A 19791-nucleotide genomic window follows, 5' to 3' on the forward strand; every position below is an offset into this window, starting at 1 on the left:
CCTGATCACGTGCGGACGGTCGAACTGCTCTGCGCTCCTCAACTGGAAGCGGCGGTTCGCGCTGCCTGGGACCGGCTCGCCGCCGCCGGGCTGCCCAGCCTGGCCCGCAACACGCACCAGACGAACCGGCCGCACCTGACGCTCGCCTCGGTCGAGGAGTTCCCGCCCGGCGCCGAGCAGCGCCTGGCCGACCTGTGCGACGCGGCGCTGCCGCTGCCGGTGCGGCTGGGCCGGGTGACGGTGCTCGACGGCAGCGCGCCGCTGGTGTGGCTGGTCCGGCCGACGCCGCAGCTCGTCGCGTTGCACGGTGCGGTCTGGGACGTGCTCGCCGAGGCGCCCGGCGGGCACTCGTGGCACCGTCCCGGCCGGTGGGTGCCGCACCTGAGCCTGGCGCTGCGGTTCGGCGCGGCGGACCGGCGCCGCGCCCGGGCGGTCGCCGGGGCCCACCCGCCGGCCGGTGCGTTCGTGGCGGCGCGCAGCTACGACGGCGACACCCGCACGGTCAGCGAGCTGACCACCGCCGCCCCCCGTTCCGGCGGCTGAGCCGGGGCCGCCCCCTCACGTGAGGGGACGGCCCGGGACGTCAGCGGTGGAAGCGCAGGTATTCGAACTCGGCGATCACCGCCGGTGTCGCGCCTCCGTGCGCCACCAGCCCGATCCGCGGCGTCGTGCCGGCCGGGAACGCCCACACCGCGCCCCACGTCCAGCGCCTGCCGTCGCGGCTGGACCCGGCCCGGAACTCGTGCTCGCCGTTGACCGGGTCGATCCGGTGGGCCAGCCGCAGCCAGGTCGTGGTGCCCGGGGTGCCGACGATGCTGCCGCCGTACACGGGCTGCCCGGCGAAGGGCAGCTCGTAGCCGTACTCGACCTGCCGGGTGTTCCAGATCGCCACCTGGGTCAGCCGGGCGAACCGGTCGTCGTCGACGTACGCGACCAGGCCCGCCTGCTGGTAGTTGCGGACGCTGTCCTCGCCCAGGTCGAGCGTCACCTTGGTCTCGGCGACGTAGTTGCCGGCCGGCGCGTCGCGCAGCAGCACCGAGGCGGTGTTGCCGGTGCCGGACAGGTCGGCGTCCTGCACCGGCCAGCGCAACGCGCCGCCGCTCACCGTGGCGCCCGGGTCCTGGCGGACCCACGCCCAGGCCGGGTCGAGGCCGCCGGTGAACTCGTCGGAGTAGCCGCGCAGCACCGGGCCGACCCGGGGGTCGGGGACGGTGTGCCGGGCCGGGCGGTACAGCCGGACGGCGCTGACGTTGTCGAACTCGGCCGGCCCGCCCTCGGCGCGCACGGACAGCTCACCGGCGCCGGGGCGGGGGAGCCGCGCGGTCACCTGGGCCACCGGGTCGCCGAGGCGGGACGGGCTGAGCGTGGCGACGAGCTGCCGCCCGCGTACCTCGATGGCGAGATTGTGCCGGTCGCGCAGGTCGAGGCCGGCGGGCAGCGCGGTGGACGCGCCGCCCGCGCTCAACCGGCCGCGCCCGACGCGGACGTCCACGCCGCGCAGCCGCAGCCCGGCGGTGGCCGCGCCGGTCAGCCGCAGGTCGGTCTCCACCCGCAGGTCACCGCCGATGCGGGTACGCCAGGTGAGCGTGCCGCTGCCGGTCAGCACCCCGCCGGTGGCCTGCCAGCGGCCGCGCTCGGCCCGCCAGCCGCGCAGGTCTCCGGTGGCGAACCGGGCGTCGACCGGCCCGGTGGTGACCGGCGCGGGCCGGGCGGCGACGGAGGGACCGGCGCCCGCGTTCACGGTGGGCCATCCGTCGACCCAGTCGAGGCGGTCCAGCAGCATCGGCCGCTCGTTGACGCCGAACGGCTCGTCCAGGTACGGGTCGGCGCGGTCGATCGCGTGGTAGGCGATCCAGTCCTGCCCGGACAGGTCGGTGAGCACCGCGTTGTGCCCGGTGCCGATCCAGCGGTTGCCGTTCTGGGTGAGCACGGGCGTGCCGCCGGCCCGGGACACGTCGAGGCGCTGCCCGTCCCGGTCGGCGAACGGGCCGCGCGGGTCACGGGACCGGCCGACCTGGACGGAGTAGCCGGTGGCCGGGCCGGCGCAGCAGTTCGCGGTGGACGCGAACAGGTAGTACCAGCCGTCGCGGCGCAGCACGTACGCGCCCTCGAACTTGTTGTCGATCGCGACCGGTGTCGGCGTGCCGACCGCGCGCAGCCCGTCCGGCGACAGCTCGGTGACCGAGACGCCGCCGTAGTAGCTGCCGTAGTAGAGCCAGTGCCGGCCGTCGGCGCCGGTGAGCTGGCTCGGGTCGATCGTCCACAGGTAACCGCCGCCCGCGCCGGGTCGCGGCGCGACCACTGGCGTGTCGGCGAAGGTCCACGGTCCCGCCGGGCTCGGCGCGGTGGCCACGCCGACGGCGGTGTCGAACGTGTCGTCGGAGACGCCTGTGTCGGTGACAGTCACGTACATGACCCAGCGGCCGGCCACCCGCCGCACGTCCGGCGCCCAGAACGCGGCACCGGGCGCGGCGTAGGCGGGCCGCTGGTCCGGGGCGAACGCGTCGCCCACGAAGGACCAGTCGACCAGGTCGGCCGAACGCGCGATCGGCACCCGGTGCGCCCGGCCTTCGCCCTCGCGCAGCGGGTCGGAGGTGCCGAAGGCGTACCAGAGCCCGTCGTCGCCGCGCACCACGACCGGGTCGGCGAAGGTGTCGGCGAACCCGGCGGAGACCGGGTTGCGGTAGCGGCCGGGCTCGGCGGCGGACGCGGGGGCCGCGCCGGCGAGCAGGAGCGTGAGTACGGCGGCGAGCGCGCCACCGCGGCGGAGGTGTCCCATCGGGCCTGCCCTCGGGGATAGACGGAGGTGCCGGTGCCACCGTTTCTACAACGTTGGAGAGACTGCTGTAAAGAACCCCGGACCGTTCGGCGCGGCCCGAACCGTGCCCGTGTCAGCATGGGCCGATGACCACCGGTGCCGACGGACGCGGACTCGCCGGGTTCGCCGCGCTGCTCGCCGACCCCACCCGGGCCGGCTTCTGCCTCGCCCTGCTCGACGGCCGGGCCTGGACCGCCGGGGAACTGGCCCGCGCCGCCGGGGTCGCCGCGTCCACCGCGAGCGACCACCTCACCCGGCTGGTCGCCGGCGGCCTGCTGGTCGAGCAGCGGCAGGGCCGCCACCGGTACGTCCGCCTCGCCGACCCGGCCGTCGCGCAGCTCGTCGAGGACCTGGCCGCGCGGGCGCCCGCACCGGCGACCCGCCCCGCACGTTGCGCGCCGCGTCGGCCGGGATCGCCCTGGCGTACGCCCGCACCTGCTACGACCACCTGGCCGGGCGGCTCGGCGTGCTGCTGCACGACGCCCTGCTCGCCCGTGGCGTGCTCGACCGCTCCGGCGGGCTGGCGCTCACCGGCGCGGGAGTGGCCTGGTTGGCCGGCCTCGGCGTACCTGTCGAACCGCTGCGCGCGACCCGGCGTCCGCTGGTCCGCGACTGCCTGGACTGGACCGAACGGCGCCCGCACCTGGCCGGCGCGGTCGGCGCGGCGCTGTGCGGGCGTTTCCTCGACCTCGGCTGGACCGCGCGCGGCACCGGCCGGGCGGTACGCCTCACCCCGGCCGGGCGGGAAGCGCTGGCCGAGGCGCTCGGGCTCGACCCGGCGCTGCTGGCCCCGCCCGCCACCCGCGACACCGGCCCGGCCCGCGCCTGACCCGGCCCGGCGGAGCCCGCACGGATCGTTCGGCCCGGACCGAACCGTTCCCGCCCTACGGTCGGGCGATGGACCTACCGACGATCACCCCTCCCGCGGGCACCCCGCCCTGCGGACCCCCGAGCCTCGGCGACGACGGCTGGGTGGTCACCCGGCACGCCGACGTCAGCGCCACCCTGACCGACAGCCGCTGCGTGGTGCCGCCGGTCGCGGACGGACCGGTGGGCACCCTCGCCTGGCTGCGCGCCTCGGTGAGCCGGTTCAGCCCGCCGGGCCGGCACGCCGCGCGACGAGCCGTCGGGGTGGCGGCACTCGATGCCCTCGACCCAGGGGACCTGCGCCTCGCCGCCGCGCGGCTGACCGAGCGGACCCTCGACCTGCCGGGCGGGGAGGACGTGACCCCGGCTCGGCGCGTACCCCTGCTGGTGCTGGCCGCGCGGCTCGGCCTGGCCGACCCGGCGGCGGCCGTCCCGGAGGTCGGGGCGGTGGCCGCCGCCTACCATCCGGGCGCGGACGAGGCGGCGGTGCGGCGGGCGGACCGGGCGGTCGCGGCGCTGCTGGCCCTGTCGCCACCGGCGCGGGCCGAGGTGACGGCGAACCGGCTCGGGCTGCTGGTGCAGGCCGCCGACGCCACCGCCGGGCTGATCGACGCCGCCGTACGGCACGGACTCGCCGCGCCGGACGGGCTCGCCACGACCACGCTGCTCGCCGAGGTGCTGCGGCTGGACCCACCGGTACGGCTCACCCGCCGGGTCGCCGCCGACGCGCTGAGCCTGGGCGGCCGGGCGGTGCGGGCGGGCGACCGGCTGCTGCTGCGGTTCGACTCCGCGAACCGCGACCCGGCCGCCTTCGGTGAGCCGGACCGGTTCCGGGCCGACCCGCCGGGCGCGGTGCTGACCTTCGGCGCCGGTCCGCGCGGCTGCCCGGGGGAGCGGCACGCGCTCGCCCTGGCGACCGGCGTGGTCGACGTGCTGCGCCGTGCCTCCGGCGCGCTGAGCGAGGGGAGCCGGCGATGACCGACAGGTACCGCGCGTTCCGGGAGCTGCACCGGCCCGGTGACCCGCTGCTGCTGCCGAACGCCTGGGACCACGCCTCCGCCGCGGCGCTCGCCGCCAGAGGGCATCAGGCGATCGGCACGACCAGCCTGGGCGTCGCGGCGGCGGCCGGCCGCCCGGACGCCCTCCGGGCCACCCGCGCCGAGACGCTGGAGCTGGCGTACCGGCTGCGGGGCCTGCCGGCGCTGCTGACTGTGGACGTCGAGGACGGCTTCCACGACGACCCGGCCGAGGTGGCGCGCTTCGTCGGCGAGTTGGCCGCCCTCGGCGTGGTCGGCGTGAACCTGGAGGACGGCCGCCCGGACGGGCACCTGGCCCCGGCGGAGCACGTGGCCGCCGTGATCGCGGCGGTCCGCGCCGCCGTGCCGGAGATGGTCGTCAACGCCCGCACCGACGCCTGGTGGCTGGACGTGCCGTCACCGCTGGACGAGGCACTCCGGCGGGCGGCGGTGTTCCGGGCGGCCGGCGCGGACTGCCTGTTCGTACCGGGCGCACCCGACGACCTGGTCGGTGTGCTCGCCGCCGGGGCCGGGTTGCCGCTGAATGTGCTGTACCGGCCGGGCGGCCCGGACCTGGCCGCCCTCGGACGGCTCGGCGTGGCCCGGGTCAGCACCGGCTCGCTGCTGTTCCGGGCCGCCCTCGGCGCGGCGCTGCACCTGGCCGACGCGATCGGCGCCGGGCGCGACCCGCGCCTGCCCGCTCCGCCCGGGTACGAGGAGGTGCAGGCCTTGGCCCGGCCATTCGCCACCTGATCGGGCACCTTCGGGACAGATGCGAGGATTGCCACCCTCTCGCCTGATTACGGTGTGTGCAGGCCCAATCACGCCGTGTCCTGACCGAGAGGGGACGGAGACCATGCGAGTGCCCAGCCGCAGCCCAGGTCGCCAGCCCGGTCCCGCAGTCACACCCACCGCCCCCGCCCGGCGGGTGCCCGCCGCCGGGTGGCACGGCGGCGCCGCGCCGGACCTGGCCGCGTACCGGGCGGCGGTCGCGGACCTCCTGGTCGAGGTGGGCGCCCTCGCCGACGGGCCGTCGGCCACCGCCCGTCAGGTGCTGCTCGACCAGCGGCTGCGCGAACCGGCCATCGCCGCCGTCCTCGACGCCACCCCGCAGGGCCTGATCGGCGCCCGGGAGACGCTGCTGCTGGAGATGGCCCGCTACCAGCCCAACGCGCGCAGCTCCGCGCAGGACCTCACCGCGCTGGTGCGGATCTACCTGCTCTCCCGCGTGGACGTGCTCTGGTGGCGGGACAGCCCGACGTTCCTCACCGACGACCAGGTGCGCACCAGCACCGAACTGGTCGACCTGGAGTGGCTGCGCCGCCGCGGCCTGCTCGAATTCCGCTACCAGGAGCAGCCCGCCACAGTGGTGGGACGCGGACTGCGGGCCCTCCGGCGGCGGCTGCGCCCGGACGCCACACCGCGTACCGCCGGGCTGCTGTTCCGCCGGGCCCGCCGCGAGATGATCGCGTTCCTCAACGACCTGGCCCGGGAGTTCACCGCCATCGCGCCCGACGGCACGCCACCGCTCTGGGTGACCAGCCTGGCCCGCAGCGCCGAACACCAGTACCGGCTGCGCCGCCTCGGGTACGCGGCGATGGTGCCCAGCGGCCACTGCCTCGGCTGGGCCGCCGACGTCGAACTGGAGTGGTACGACCGCTTCGGCGCCCGCCCCGCGCTCGCCGGGCTGCTGCTGGCCCGCCAGGACGCGGGCGAGGTGAACGTGGTCGACGAGGGCCAGGCGTGGCACGTCTGCCTCGCCCCGGCCGCCCGCCGCCGGTACCGGCGCGCGTACGAGGCCGAGATGGGGGTGTGACAGGTGTGCGGCATCGCGCTGAGCATCGGCCCCGACGCCGACCCGGCCACCTTCCGGCGGATGCTCGCCGCGCTCGCGCCGCGCGGTGAGGTCACCGAGACCCGGCAGGAGAACGGCCTGCTCGCCGGCGTACGACGGCTGAAGATCGTGGACCGGGACCGGTCCGTCCAGCCGTGGATGTCACCCGACGAGCGGCACCTGCTCTGCTTCAACGGCGAGATCTTCAACCACCACGAGCTGCGCGCCGAGCTGACCCGGCTCGGCCACGGGTTCCGCACCTGTGGCGACACCGAGGTGGTGCTCGCCGCGTTCCGCCAGTGGGGCGGGAACGCGGTACGCCGGCTGCGCGGCGAGTACGCGTTCGTGATCGTCGAGCGGGACAGCGGCCGGGCGTACCTGGCCCGCGACCCGCTCGGCGTCAAGCCGCTGTACTGGTCCCGCCTGCCCGGGTGCCTGCACCTCGCCTCCGAGGTCAAGGCGCTGGTCGGGCACGGGGCGCCGATCGGCGAGGTGGCGCCCGGCCACCACGGCTGGGTCGAGCCCGGCCGCCCGGTCCGGCTGGGCCCGCACGTCGACCTGCTCACCCTCGGCGACGGCCTGCCGGTGATCGACGACCCGGAGGAGGCGGCCCTGCTGGTCCGCGTCGCGCTCACCGACGCGATGCGCGCCCGGCTGGACACCGACCTCACCGTCGGCGTGGTGCTCTCCGGCGGCCTGGACAGCTCGCTGGCACTGCTGCACGCCCGGGAACTGCACCCGGATTGCGTGGCCGTCACCATCGGTGTGCCGGAGAGCCCGGACGTCGCGTACGCCCGGCGGCTCGCCGCCGACCTCGGCGTACCGCACGAGGTGATCGAGCTGCGCCCGCGCGACATCCGGCTCGCCGACGTCCGCGAGGCGATCCGGATCTCCGAGCTGACCGAGTACGGCGACATCATCAACGCGGTCGTCTCGGTGCCGATCTTCCGGCGGCTGCGCGAGATGGGCGTCCGGGTGGTGCTCACCGGCGACGGCTCGGACGAGCTGTTCGGCGGCTACCCGATGTACCACCGGGTCGGACCGGAGCGGTCCCGGCGGCTGTTCCTGCACAAGATCCGCAACCTCTGCCGGACCGAGCTGCAACGGGTGGACCGGGCCAGCATGGCGCACGGCGTGGAGGCGCGGGTCCCGTTCCTCGACCTCAGCGTCGTCGAGCTGGCCATGCGGCTGCCGCTGGACGTGAAACTGCGCGACGGGCAGGAGAAGTGGATCGTCCGGCGGGCCTTCGCGGACCTGCTGCCCTCCTACGTCCGGCAGCGGCCGAAGAACCCGATGTCGTACTCGTCCGGGCTGCACGAACGCGCCCGCCTCTACAAGCCGCTGTTCGCCCGGCTGCACCGCTCGTTCGGCTACGACCTGCTGGAACCGGTCCGCCGGGACTTCGACAGCGTGCTCACCCGCTGTGGCAACGACCTCGACCGGGCCATCGCCGAGGGCATCGCCCGGCCCGACTACACGGTGCTGGAACACGCCCGCGACCTGGTCGGCGCGGCCCGCTGGAACGCCGCCCCGATGGTCCGCCGGCTGGTCAACCCGCGCCGCACCCGAGGCGACGAGGCGCCGCTGCCCGGGTGAGCCGGCTCGTCGCCGGGCCGTCCGGCCGGTGCGCGGCGTGCCGGATCAGCGTCGCAGGTCCACGTCGGCGGCGACCCCGGAGACCGGGTCGAGGCAGTGGACCGTACGGCCCGGACGCAACCGGGCGTCCGAGGCGTACCGGCGGGTCAGCTCCCGCTCGGCGGCGGCGTCGCCGCGGTCGGCGGCCACCAGCAGCGCGGCGACCTCGTCGACCAGCGTGAGGTCGGCGCCGGTCAGGTCCTCGGTCATGGCCCCGAACTCGTCCCAGAGCAGCACCTCGTCCTTGTGCCGGTGGGCCAGCTCCAGCAGCACGTAGTCGTGGACGAGCCAGTCGCCCCGGATCGGCAGCGACGGGTCGACGCCGTAGGTGTCCGGGTCGATCCGGCCCGCCCGGTACGCCAGCCACACCCGGGCCGCCGACTCGAAGTGCCCCGCCTCCGGGTCGATGTCGTAGCCGTCGAACCCCCGGTCGCCGGCCGGGTCCAGCTCCGGGTCGGACCAGACCCAGCGCGCACCGTCCCACCACTCCGCCAGCACGTGGTCGTAGTGCCAGTCCGGGGAGAAGTAGCTAGCGAACCCGACCCGGCTGCGGGCCGGGATCCCGTGCCGGCGCAGCGCCGCGACGGTGAACAGCGTGTGGTCCCGGCAGCAGCCGGCGACCCGCTCGGCGGCCGGGCGCGCGGCGGTCAGCGGCAGCGGGAACCGGGACTGGTCGGTGTCGAGGATGCGGTCCAGCCAGCGCAGGTTGACCTCGGCCCGGCGGACGTCCGGCAGCTCCACGCCACCGGCGCGGTAGTGGATGATCACGTTGCGGGCGGTCGCCGCGACGGTCGGCAGGTCGGCGGGCACGGCGTCGAGCAGCGCCGCGTGGTGGCGGGGATCGCTGTACGGGGAGTGGGTCCGGTAGTCGTCGACGTCCATCCGGCCATTGTCGGCGCGGAACGCGGCAGGCGGGATCCCGCTCGGCGCGCAATTTCACGCCGGACCCGACGGCGGCGACCCGAGGCGGCGGTCGCGGAGCTGACCGGGTCCCCGATGGACATCCGTGCGTGCCTCTTCTAGCGTCGCTGCCATGCGGAGGACCCTCATCGCCGGCGGGCTCGCGCTGCTCCTGCTCGCCACGGCCTGCGGGGAGGACAGCCCGCCCGGCCCGCCGGCCACGGCCGGCTCGCCGACCGCCTCACGGCAGGACCCGGGGCAGGTCGAGCGGACCCTGGCCAGCCTCCGCAAGATCGACGATCTGCCGATGTACGAGATGACGTACGACGGCGACTACGACCCCACCGCCGGGCTGGCCGGGTCGACGCCGCCGAGCCCGTTCGGCTGCTCGCTGTTCGCCGCGCTCGCCGACCGGGAGCGCCCGCTGTTCGCCCGCAACTTCGACTGGGAGCCGAACCCCGCGCTGGTGCTGCGCACCGACCCGCCGGACGGGTACGCCTCGATCTCCCTCGTCGACATCTCCTACCTGGGTGTCTCCGCCGACCCGACGGGGGACCGGCGGCTGCTGGACGCGCCGCTGCTGCCGTTCGACGGCATGAACGAGCGGGGTCTCGCGGTGGGGCTGGCCGCCGACGACGGGGCACGCGCCGAGCCGGTGCCCGGACTCCCGAAGGTCGGCTCGGTGCGCATCCTGCGCCTGGTGCTCGACTCCGCTGCCACAGTGGACGAGGCGGTCGCCGTGTTCCGGCGCTACAACCTCGACTTCGACGGCGGGCCGCCGCTGCACTACCTGCTCGCCGACGCGACGGGCGCGTCGGCGGTGGTGGAGTTCGTCGACGGGAAGATGACGGTGGACCGGCGACAGGGCCCGTGGCAGGCGCTCACCAACGTGCCCGCCGTCGGGGTGCCGGACCGGGAACTGCGTCAGGACCGCAGGTACGGGGTGCTGGCGAAGGAACTGGACCGCACCGGCGGGGTGGTCGACGCGGCCGGCGCGCTGCGGCTGCTGAACGCGGTACGCCAGTCGCACACCCGCTGGTCGGTGACGTACGGGTTGCGCAGCGGCGAGGTGCGGGTGCTGACTGCCGGTGGCGGCACCCGCGACTACCGGCTGCCGATGAGCTGACGGGTCAGCTCCAGACGGGTGGCGCCTGGCCGTAGGCGGGTGGCAGGTGCGGCCAGCTCAGTGGATGGCCGTCGAGCCGCCCCGGTGGACTGATCGCGGTCCAGCCGTTCCCGAGCGCCGTCCGGTAGGTGTCGGCCCGGCGCTCCGGGTCGTCGTCACCGCTCGACCGGGCCGGCCGGCTGCCCTGGTCGAGCAGCCACCGCGCGGTCCTGGCGAGGGACACCGAGACGTGGGTGGCCTCACCGGTGCGGGCGCGTCGCCCGAGCGCGGCCAGCGCACCGGCGGCGAGGAGGTAGCCGGTGGCGTGGTCGAGCAACTGGCAGGGCAGGGCACCCGGCCGGACGCCGTCGGTGCTCGTGGCCCAGCCGATGCCGGTGGCGATCTGCACCAGGCTGTCGAAACCGCGCCGGGTGCCCCACGCTCCGGTCGTACCCCACGCGGACAGCGTGACGACCACGGTGCCGGGGTGCCGGTCGGCGACCTGGTCCGGGTCCAGCCCGAGCCGGCGCAGCGCACCCGGCCGGTAGCCGGTCACGAGGACGTCGGCCTGGTCGAGCAGGCGGTGCAGCGCCGCGCGGCCGCTGTCCGTGCCGGCGTCCAGGAACGCGCTCGCCTTGCCGATCACGCCGTCGACGGCGTGCAGCGCCGGCTCCGGGCGACGCGGATCGTCGACCCGCAGCACCTCGGCGCCGAGCGCGCCGAGCATCCGCGTGCCCACGGGGCCCGCGATGACCCGGGTCAGGTCGAGCACCCTCACCCCGGACGCCGGCAGCGGGCCCGGACCGGCCGGCGCGAGCGGGCCACGGCGCAGCGGCGTCATGGTCACCAGCGGCGGCGTCTCCGGGGTGCTCTCCGCCTGCCACTGCTCGGGGGTGCGGGCCGCCACGGCGAGCCCGCCGGCGGCGTACACGACACGTTCGACCTCCCGCGCCGGGCGGCCGGCGATCACGCCGGCCAGCCGCGTCCGCACCTCGGCGTCCGGACCGTCGGGCACGCCGAGGGACGCCAGCAGGGCGCTCCGGTGCCACGGGTAGTTCGCGTGGGTGCGCACCCAGCCGTCCGCGGCCCGCCACAGCCGGGACAGGGGAGCGAAGCCGTCGATGCCCCGCCCGTCGGCGTCGCGTAGCCAGACCTCGCCGCGTACCGCCGCCGCCACGTGTTCGCTGTCGAGCGCGATGTCGGGCCGCCGGCCGGTGCGCGCGGCGGCCAGCTCGGCGGCGGCGGTGAGGCAGGCGGCCACGGACGCGGTGGCGCAGTCGGCGACCGCCAGCGGCGACGCCAGCACCGAGGGCCGCGGATCGCCGGTCGGCGTGGGCCCGGCGGCGCCCGCCAGCCCGAGGTCCGTCAGCACACCCTCCAGCAGAGTTCCCACCCGGACATCTTCGCCGACTCGGGGGCGTCCGAGTCGGCTCACGGCGGGTGCCGCTGGTCACGCGCCGGGCCCGGTGCCCCTTTCGGAGGCGCCGGGCCCGGCGACGGTCAGCGGGTCACCAGCTCAGGTAACCGGCCTGGGTCTGCACGTTCAGCTCGGGCACCAGCAGGAACTGCGCCAGCCAGGTACGCGGGTCACGCAGCTCCAGCACGTCCAGTCCCTTCTGGATGTCGCTGGAGTAGATGTGGCCGTTGTACCAGTAGGCCGACCAGGACCCGCCGGTACGCAGCTGCGTGGCGTCCAGCGGCCCGCGCTCCCAGTAGGCGATCTCGGTGGGCTTGCGGGAGTCGGTGAAGTCCCACACCGAGATGCCGCCCTGGTACCACGCCTGGACCATGATGTCGCGGCCGGGCACCGGGATCAGCGAGCCGTTGTGGGCCACGCAGTTCTCGGTGTCCGCGTTGGCCCGGGGGATCTTGTAGTAGCTGCGGAACTCCAGCTTGCGGGCGTCACCGCGGCCGGTGATGTCGTAGACGGCGTCCGCGCCCCGGTTCGGGCCGACCTCCTCGTTGCAGGTGGCCGCGCCGCCGCCGCCCAGCTCGTCGGTGAAGACGACCTTGGTGCCGGCGTTGTTGAACGTGGCGGAGTGCCAGAACGCGAAGTTCACCGCGTCGGTGACCCGCTCGATCACCCGGGGCGCCTCGCGGTCGGAGATGTCCAGCAGGATGCCGTCACCCATGCACGCACCGGCGGCCAGGTCCTTCGCCGGGTACGCGGTGATGTCGTGACAGCCGGTGGTGGCCGACGACTGGCCGGGGATGCCCGGGTATCCGCCGTCCGGGAACAGGTTCGGCGTGGCGATGACGGAGGCCGTGGTCGGGTCCTTCACCGGCACCTTGACGATGGAGATGGAGTCGTGCGGCGGCTGGCAGTCCGGGAACTCGGCCCGCGGGCTGTACGAGGAGACGTACAGGTAGGCGTTCCGCTTGTCCTTGCCGGGCACCAGCGTGTGGGTGTGCGAGCCGCACGCGGTCTCCACCGACTTGATGTAGCGCGGGTTGCGCTTGTCCCGGATGTCGAAGATCTTGATGCCCTCCCAGGACTCCTTCACCGACGCCGGCTGGCTGGTGCTGGCGCAGGAGTCGTCGCTGCGGGAGGAGTCGGTCGACAGGAACAGCAGGTTGCCGTGGACCGAGATGTCGTTCTGCGAGCCGGGGCAGAGCACCTGGGACACGATCGCCGGGCGGCTGGGGCGGGAGACGTCGTAGACGACGAACCCGTCGTAGTTGCCGACGAAGGCGTACCGGCCCTGGAAGGCGATGTCGGTGCCCAGTGCGGCAGTGGTGTCGAACGGCGCCTGCTTCGGCAGGTTCGCCACCTGACGCAGGTTGGGGCTGCTGGAGATCTCGTCGACACCGGGGACGGCGTCGTCCACGGTGGCCGGCGCGGCCTCGGCCCGGGGGACCTCCTGCGCGCTGCTCGGCGGTGCGGTGAAGACACCGGCGAGCAGCAGGCCGGCGGCGGCGAGGCTGACGGTCCGGACTCGGGACGTGCGGATGTTGATCATCGGCAACACCCTTCGAAAGGGGGTCATGATTCGCCACACCCTACCTATTTGAGACGGCCATCAATGTGATCCGGGTCACACTTGGGAACTTTCGTCTATGGATAGGATCGCTGTCACCTTGACCGGAGGAGCCGTCGTATGACCAGCCGGCAGGCGCGTGTGTGGGTGGGCGTCACAGCACTTGTGACCCTCGTGGTGGCCGGCGCGTTCGCGCTGGCCGGGCGCGAGGACACCCGTACCCCGGAGGCGGCCGCGACCACGGCGGTGGCCGCGCCGAGCGCGAGCGCCGCCGTGCCGGCGCCGCCGGTGGTGGTCCCCGGCCGGCCGGGGGAGCCCGCCGCGACCCGCCCCGCCGAGCAGGTCCGGGGCGCCACCACCCCGCGATGGAACAGCCTCGACGTCTGGTACGTCCGGATGATGATCCCGCACCACCAGCAGGCCCTGGAGATGGCGGCCCTCGCGCCCGAGCGCGCCGCCGACGCGCGGATCCGCGCCGTGGCGATGCGGATCCGTGCCGCACAGGGGCCGGAGGTCGGCCTGCTGCGCGCCTGGCTCAGCGAACGCGACCTGCCCGCCGACGTGCCCGGGCACGACCACGGCAGCATGCGCGGGATGCAGTCCGCCGAGGCGATGCGGCGGCTCGGCGACGCGCGCGGGGCGGCGTTCGACAGGCTGTTCGTGCGGATGATGTCCGACCACCACCGGGGCGCGATCGTCATGTCCACCGATCTGCTGAAGGTCGGTGTCGACCAGCCGATGCAGGAGTTCGCCACAGCGGTGGCCGTCGAGCAGTCCGCCGAGATCACCCGCATGCGGGCGCTGCTGACCCCCTGACCTGCGGGAGGGTGAGCGGGCGGCCCTAGGCTCCTGGGTCGTGAACCGCCTGATCCTCGGTCGTCCGCTGCGCGCTGTCGCGTTCGACGCGGCCGCGTGCGGGTTCGTCGTGTTCTTCGCGCTGTCCGGCTACCTCGCCGGGCACACCGGGATCCCGGCGACGGCGGTCGGCCTGGCGATGGCGGTGGCGCTGTTCCTCCGGCGTACCCACCCGTCGGCCGTGGGCGCCCTGGTGGCCGCGCTGGCGCTGGTCCAGGTGATCGCCGGCTGGGGTCCGCTCAGCTACGACATCGCCGTGCTGGTCGCCCTCTACAGCGTGGTCAAGTACGCCGGCCGGCTGCGTGACGGCATCGTCGCCGGGGTCGTCGCCGTGCTCGGCGGGGTGCTCGCCGCGCTCCAGTCGCCCGGCGTCGGACCCTGGTGGATGGGCGCGTTCTTCTACGCCCTGATCGTCGGCGCGGTCTTCCTGGCCGGACTGAACCTGCGCACCCGCCGGCTATACGTGCTCAGCCTGGAGGAACGCGCCGCCACGCTGGAGCGGGAACGGGAGGCGGAGGCGCGCGCCGCCGTCGCCGAGGAACGCACCCGCATCGCCCGCGAGCTGCACGACGTGGTCGCCCACAGCATGGCCGTGATGATCGTGCAGGCGGACGGGGTGCGGTTCACGCTGGACCGGGACCCGGCCACGGCCCGGGAGGCGGCCAAGGTGGTCGCGGACACCGGGCGGCAGGCGCTGGAGGAGATGCGGCGGCTGGTCGGCGTACTCCGGGAACCGGACCGCCCGGAGTCGCCGCCGGCGGCGGACGAGCCGGCCGCCGAGCCGGCGCACCGGCGACCCGCGCTGGTGGAACTGCCCGCGTTGCTCGACCGCTTCCGCGCCGCCGGGCTGCGGATCACCTGCGGCGGCGCCGGCCCGCCGCGGGCGATGCCACGTCGTCGCGCTCGACGGCGTCGACCTCGACCTGGCCGCCGCCCGGTTCACCGCCGTGATGGGCCCGTCCGGCTCCGGCAAGTCCACCCTGCTGCACTGCCTCGCCGGCCTGGACCGGCCGACCGCCGGTGCGGTCCACATCGGCAACGCCGACCTGACGCGCCTGGACGACCGGCGGCTCACCCGGCTGCGCCGGGACCGGATCGGTTTCGTCTTCCAGAAGTTCAACCTGCTGCCCACGCTCACCGCCGAGGAGAACATCGTCCTCCCGCCGGCCATCGCCGGCCACCGCCCGGACGCGGCGTGGCTGCGTCAGGTGGTGGCCGCGGTGGGCCTGACCGACCGCCTCGGGCACCGGCCGGCGGAGCTGTCCGGCGGGCAGCAGCAGCGCGTCGCGGTGGCCCGCGCGCTGATCACCCGGCCGTGGGTGATCTTCGCCGACGAGCCGACCGGCAACCTCGACTCGCGCTCCGGCGCGGAGGTGCTGCGGCTGCTGCGCGAGGCGGTGGACACGCTCGGCCAGACAGTCGTCATGGTCACCCACGACCCGGCCGCCGCCGCGTACGCCGACCGGGTGGTGTTCCTCGCCGACGGGCGGCTGGTCGACGAGCTGCGCGCGCCGGCGGTCGGCGAGATCCGGGACGCGCTCAGCCGGCTCGACCCGGTGGGGCGGTGAGCGGGATGCTGCGCCTGACCCTGCGCCAGGTCCGCGCCGACGGCCTGCGCCTGCTGCTGTCCTCGCTGGCGATCGTCCTCGGCGTCGCGTTCGTCGCCGGCACGCTGATGTTCACCGACGGCATGCGCGCCGGGGCGTACGAGCGGGCCGGTGAGTTCGACAGGCACACCGACCTGGCCGCGTACGCGGAGACCGGCCCGCTGCCCCCGGCGCTCGTGGACCGGGTCCGCGCGATCGACGGGGTGGCCGCCGCCGCGGGGGAGCTGACCGGCTCCGCCGGGGTGGTCGGCGCGAACGGCCGTCCGGTGCTCGGGTACGCGGTGCTCGCCGCGATCCCCACCGAGGCGGCCCTGCAGTCCTACGACGTGGTCGCCGGACGGCTGCCGCAACGCCCCGGCGAGGTGGTGCTGGACGACGAGACCGTCGCCGAGCAGCGCTTCACGCTCGGTGGCCCGGTGTCGATCGGCGGGCGCGACGGCGCGGCCCGCCCGTACACACTGGTCGGCGCCGTCGACGTGGCCGGCGGCTCCCGCGACGTCGGCGGCCCGTACATCGGGCTGACCGGCCCGGACGCGCTCACCGTCAGCGGCGAGAAGGGCTACGGCCGGATCATGGTGGCGGCGCGGCCCGGGGAGGACACGGCCGCGCTGGCCGACCGGGTCCGCGCCGTGGTGGGACCGGACGTGACGGTCCGGGACCGGGACGCCATCCTCGACGCGGCGGTCGACGACGCGGTACGCGACCTGCGGCAGTTCGGCATGCTGCTGGGCACGTTCGCGGCGGTCGCCGTGGTGGTGGCCGGCTTCGTGATCGCCAACACCTTCGCCATCGTGCTCGCCCAGCGCTCCCGGCGTACCGCGCTGCTGCGCCTGGTCGGCGCCACCCGGGGGCAGATCTACCGGGCCACGCTGTCCGAGGCGGCGGTGACCGGCCTGCTCGCCTCGGTGGCCGGGGTGCTGGCCGGCGCGGGGGTGGCCGGCGGCCTCGGCGTGCTGCTCGCCGGAAGCGGCCCGCCGCTGGGCAGCGGGCTCACCCTCACCCCGCGTACCCTGCTGCTCTCGCTGGCCCTGGGGACGCTGCTCACCGTGGCGTCGGCCGCGTTGCCGGCCTGGCAGGGCACCCGGGTCGCCCCGGTGGCCGCGCTCACCGACGCGGCGATCAACCCGGTCCGCCCGGCCGGGCGGATCCGGCTGGCGGTCGGTGCGCTGGTGCTCGCCGCCGGGGTGGCGGCGCTGGCCGGCGCCGGGGCCACCGGCCAGGTGGCGCTGGTCGCGGCCGGCGGGCTGCTGGCCTTCGGCGGCATCGTGGCGTTCGGCCCGGTGCTGGTGCCGGCCCTGGTACGGGTGCTCGGCGCGCCGTTCCGGGCGGCGTTCGGCGCCACCGGCGGGCTGGCCGTGTCAAACGCGGTACGCAACCCGCGCCGGGTCGCCGCCACCGCGACGGCGATGGTGATCGGCATCGGCCTGGTCTCGGCCTTCGTGGTCGGCGCGGCGAGCGTCAAGTCCGGCATCGAACGCGCGGTGGACGCCCGGATCGGCGTGGACTTCCTGGTCACCGGCATCGGTGGTGACCTGCCGGCCACGCTCGCCGGTGACCTGGCCGCCCGGCCGGAGCTGGGTGTGGTGCACGAGCAGCGCAGCCGGGTGGTCGACGACGTGCGGTTGCGCGCCGCGCATCCGGCGCTGGTCCGGCGGACGCTGTCGGCGGTGGACGCCGGTGACCCGGCGGACCTGGGACCGGGGTCGGTGCTGGTGCACCGTGAGCTGGCCGTCGCGCGGGGCTGGACGGCCGGCGCCACGATCACGCTCGCCGGCCGCCCGTTCCGGGTCGCCGCGGTGGTGGCCGACGAGGAGCCGGTCCTGGCCGGCAGCCCGGTCCCCGCCGGTCACCTGGTGGACGTGCTGGACGCCGACTTCACCGCCATGCTCCCCGCCGAGCGCGGCTACCTGGCCGAGGTGGACCCGGCCGCCGGGGTGAGCGCCGACGCGGCCCGGACCGCTGTCGAGTCGGTGCTGGCCCGCTACCCGACGGTGAACGTGATGGACCAGGCCGCGTACAAGAAGATGCTCACCGGCACCGTCGACCTGGTGCTCGGGTTCGTCACCGCGCTGCTCGGCCTCGCCGTGGTGATCTCGCTGGTGGGCGTCGCCAACACGCTCAGCCTGTCGGTGGTGGAACGGACCCGGGAGACCGCCGTGCTGCGCGCGGTCGGGCTGAGCCGGGCCGGGATGCGGGGGGTGCTCGCGGTCGAGGCGGTGCTCACCGCGCTCGTCGGCACGATGCTGGGCGTCGCGCTCGGCACCGGCGTGGCGGCCGGGGCGATGGCCGTGGTGGCCCGCATCGGCGGTGACTTCACGCTGGTGCTGCCGTGGGCGCGGATCGGGCTGATCGTCGCGGTGGCGGTGGTGGCCGCGCTGCTCGCCTCGGTCCTGCCGGCCCGCCGGGCGCTGTCCCGCCCGGTGGTGGCGTCGCTCGGCGCGGACTGAGCGCCGCCGCCCGGACACAGACGAGCCGGCTCCGCGGTGGGCGGGGCCGACTCGTCGCTGCCGTGCGTCAGGGCTGGGTGGCCGGCTGCCCGCCGGTGTCACCGCCGCCACCGGGACCGGTGCCCGGGTCGGCGGTGGTCGGGTCGGGCGCGGGCGGCGTGGTGGGCGCCGTCGTCGTCGGTGCGCTGGACGGCGTGCTGCTCGGCTCGCGGGTCGGTGCCGGCGCCTCCGTCACGCTCGGCTGGGCCGACGGGGTCGGCGAGGCGCTCGGCGTCACCGAGGGCGTGGCCGACGGCCGGCCACCCGGGCCGACCGGACGGTAGGTGTACTCGTCGCTCGCCGACGGCTCGTCGGCGACCGGCTCCGCGGCCGGGTCGCTCGGCGCGACGGCGGGCGCCGTCGAGTCGATCTTCGTGGCCGGCTCGGTGGTGTCGTTCGCGGCGGCCACCAGCGCGCCCAGCGCGCCCATCGCCACCAGCACCGCGCCCAGCGCACCGACGAGCGTGCCGCGCCGGCCCCGCCGCCGCGAGGTCGCCACCGCGGCGCCCGGGCGGACCGCCGGCTGGTCGTCGCGGGACCGCGCCGAGCCCGCCGCGCCGCGTAGCGCCGTCGTCGCGGCCGGCGAGTCGGTCCGCGCGGCCCGGGCCGCGTCGGCCATCGCCGCGGCGCTCGGATAGCGGTCGGCCGGATCCTTGGCCAGCGCCCGGGACACCAGCTCCCGCACCGCCGGCGGGATCTCCGCCGGCAGCTCCGGCGGCTCGTCGTCGAGATGGCGTACGGCCACCTGGAGCGGGTTGTCGCCGGTGAACGGCGGGCTGCCGGTGAGGCAGCAGTAAGCGACGGCACCGAGCGCGTACACGTCGGTGGCACCCGAGACGGGCCGGCCGGCGGCCTGCTCCGGCGCCATGTAGAGGGCGGTGCCGGGCACCGCGTTCGTGCTGGTGATGCTCGTGACGTTGGTCGAGCGGGCCACCCCGAAGTCGACCAGGACCACAGTGCCGTCGTCCTGCACCAGCAGGTTGCTCGGCTTCACGTCGCGGTGGACGATGCCGCGCCCGTGCGCCGCGTGCAGCGCCTGCGCCACCTGGGCCACGATCGACATGGTCTCGGCCACCTCGAGGCACCCGGCGTCCTCGATCCGCCGGGACAGCGGCTCACCGGCGACGAACTCCATCACCAGGTAGTCGGCCCGCCCGCCGCTGGGCAGATCGTCCTCGCCGCAGTCGAAGACCTGGACCACGCCGGGATGGCGCAGTGAGGCCATGATCCGCGCCTCGGCGCGGAACCGGGCGATGAAGTCGGGGTCGGACACCAGGGCGGGAAGCAGCACCTTCACCGCGACCGGACGGCCGAGGACCAGGTCGGTGGCACGCCAGACGTCGCCCATGCCGCCGGTGGCGACACGGTCATCCAGGCGGTACCGACCGCTGAGTACGACGTCTGAGGACAGCACCCCCATACCGTACCCACAGCGGGCGCGAAGTATTTCCCGCGAGATCCGTGCCCGGCTCCGGCTGCCCGATCGGCCGGGTGTCCGACAGCCGGTACGCCGATCGGCTGATCGTGATCGACCCGGTACGATCGGCCAGAAAGTCACCCGCCCCCGCGTGGCGGGCTCTCCCGCGGCGGCGCGGACCGCAGCGGTGAGCGTCGCGGCCGCCCTCGGTGTTACCACGACACGCCGGAGTCGGCGCTAGACATTTCTCTCTGTTTTCCCGGCGGCCGACGC

The 19791-nt window shown here is 75.6% G+C and carries 13 protein-coding genes and 3 pseudogenes; 11 read left to right on the plus strand and 5 right to left on the minus strand.

From position 1 onward, the window contains the following. Positions 1 to 9: 9 nt before the first annotated feature. A complete protein-coding gene (locus ACGFIA_RS27155) occupies positions 10 to 543 on the plus strand; it encodes a 2'-5' RNA ligase family protein (protein WP_393262776.1) in 534 nt (177 codons plus the stop codon). Positions 544 to 583: 40 nt separating this feature from the next. On the opposite strand, the gene ACGFIA_RS27160 is transcribed toward ACGFIA_RS27155, so the two are convergent. Then, positions 584 to 2779: a family 43 glycosylhydrolase gene (locus tag ACGFIA_RS27160; protein ID WP_393262779.1), complete on the minus strand. Its 2196-nt coding sequence runs from the start codon at positions 2777 to 2779 to the stop codon at positions 584 to 586. Between the two features lie 125 nt (positions 2780 to 2904). On the opposite strand from ACGFIA_RS27160, the pseudogene ACGFIA_RS27165 reads away from it, so the two are divergent. The 5 genes and pseudogenes from ACGFIA_RS27165 (at position 2905) to ACGFIA_RS27185 (ending at position 8131) form a co-directional block, all read left to right on the plus strand. Further along, a pseudogene (locus ACGFIA_RS27165) lies at positions 2905 to 3647 on the plus strand (ArsR/SmtB family transcription factor). A gap of 68 nt (positions 3648 to 3715) precedes the next feature. Then, positions 3716 to 4663, plus strand: a complete 948-nt coding sequence (locus ACGFIA_RS27170; RefSeq protein ID WP_357390366.1) for a cytochrome P450 — start codon at positions 3716 to 3718, stop codon at positions 4661 to 4663. Then, on the plus strand, positions 4660 to 5454 hold the full coding sequence (locus tag ACGFIA_RS27175; protein WP_357471319.1) for an isocitrate lyase/phosphoenolpyruvate mutase family protein: 795 nt from the start codon (positions 4660 to 4662) through the stop codon (positions 5452 to 5454). Before ACGFIA_RS27170 ends, ACGFIA_RS27175 begins: the two co-directional genes overlap by 4 nt. A 103-nt stretch (positions 5455 to 5557) precedes the next feature. Further along, a complete protein-coding gene (locus tag ACGFIA_RS27180; protein ID WP_357390362.1) occupies positions 5558 to 6517 on the plus strand; it encodes a hypothetical protein in 960 nt (319 codons plus the stop codon). 3 nt (positions 6518 to 6520) lie between these two features. Then, entirely contained in the window at positions 6521 to 8131 is a 1611-nt protein-coding gene (locus tag ACGFIA_RS27185; RefSeq protein ID WP_357390360.1) for an asparagine synthase-related protein, read from the plus strand. A 45-nt stretch (positions 8132 to 8176) separates the two neighbouring features. Here the strand turns inward: ACGFIA_RS27185 and ACGFIA_RS27190 are convergent, their stop codons facing one another. Beyond that, positions 8177 to 9052, minus strand: coding sequence for a transglutaminase domain-containing protein (locus tag ACGFIA_RS27190; protein WP_393262784.1), 876 nt, complete (start codon positions 9050 to 9052; stop codon positions 8177 to 8179). Between the two features lie 151 nt (positions 9053 to 9203). Here ACGFIA_RS27190 and ACGFIA_RS27195 point away from each other — a divergent pair, with 151 nt between their 5' ends. Continuing rightward, positions 9204 to 10196: a carcinine hydrolase/isopenicillin-N N-acyltransferase family protein gene (locus ACGFIA_RS27195; RefSeq protein ID WP_357390356.1), complete on the plus strand. Its 993-nt coding sequence runs from the start codon at positions 9204 to 9206 to the stop codon at positions 10194 to 10196. A 4-nt stretch (positions 10197 to 10200) separates the two neighbouring features. Here ACGFIA_RS27195 and ACGFIA_RS27200 read toward each other — a convergent pair whose 3' ends face one another. Both ACGFIA_RS27200 and ACGFIA_RS27205 read right to left on the minus strand, forming a co-directional pair. Continuing rightward, the gene (locus ACGFIA_RS27200) at positions 10201 to 11568 is read right to left on the minus strand and encodes a CoA transferase (protein WP_357390354.1); all 1368 of its coding nucleotides are present in this window, start codon (positions 11566 to 11568) and stop codon (positions 10201 to 10203) included. A gap of 115 nt (positions 11569 to 11683) precedes the next feature. Continuing rightward, positions 11684 to 13135, minus strand: a complete 1452-nt coding sequence (locus ACGFIA_RS27205) for a hypothetical protein (RefSeq protein ID WP_357390352.1) — start codon at positions 13133 to 13135, stop codon at positions 11684 to 11686. A gap of 138 nt (positions 13136 to 13273) precedes the next feature. Here ACGFIA_RS27205 and ACGFIA_RS27210 point away from each other — a divergent pair, with 138 nt between their 5' ends. From ACGFIA_RS27210 to ACGFIA_RS27225, 4 genes and pseudogenes are all read left to right on the plus strand, one after another. Then, positions 13274 to 13969: a DUF305 domain-containing protein gene (locus ACGFIA_RS27210; RefSeq protein WP_357390350.1), complete on the plus strand. Its 696-nt coding sequence runs from the start codon at positions 13274 to 13276 to the stop codon at positions 13967 to 13969. A 40-nt stretch (positions 13970 to 14009) separates the two neighbouring features. Beyond that, positions 14010 to 14900, plus strand: a pseudogene (locus ACGFIA_RS27215) (histidine kinase dimerization/phosphoacceptor domain-containing protein); the annotation flags it as partial. Next, positions 14890 to 15576: pseudogene (locus tag ACGFIA_RS27220) on the plus strand (ABC transporter ATP-binding protein); the annotation flags it as partial. The pseudogenes ACGFIA_RS27215 and ACGFIA_RS27220, both read left to right, overlap by 11 nt. Before the next feature lie 5 nt (positions 15577 to 15581). Further along, positions 15582 to 18062: an FtsX-like permease family protein gene (locus ACGFIA_RS27225; protein WP_357390403.1), complete on the plus strand. Its 2481-nt coding sequence runs from the start codon at positions 15582 to 15584 to the stop codon at positions 18060 to 18062. Between the two features lie 67 nt (positions 18063 to 18129). Here the strand turns inward: ACGFIA_RS27225 and ACGFIA_RS27230 are convergent, their stop codons facing one another. Continuing rightward, positions 18130 to 19521: a protein kinase gene (locus tag ACGFIA_RS27230; RefSeq protein WP_357471340.1), complete on the minus strand. Its 1392-nt coding sequence runs from the start codon at positions 19519 to 19521 to the stop codon at positions 18130 to 18132. Positions 19522 to 19791: the final 270 nt, after the last annotated feature.

The sequence above is a fragment of the Micromonospora sp. NPDC049203 genome, from assembly GCF_043197215.1.
In the GTDB taxonomy this organism is placed as follows: Bacteria; Actinomycetota; Actinomycetes; order Mycobacteriales; family Micromonosporaceae; genus Micromonospora.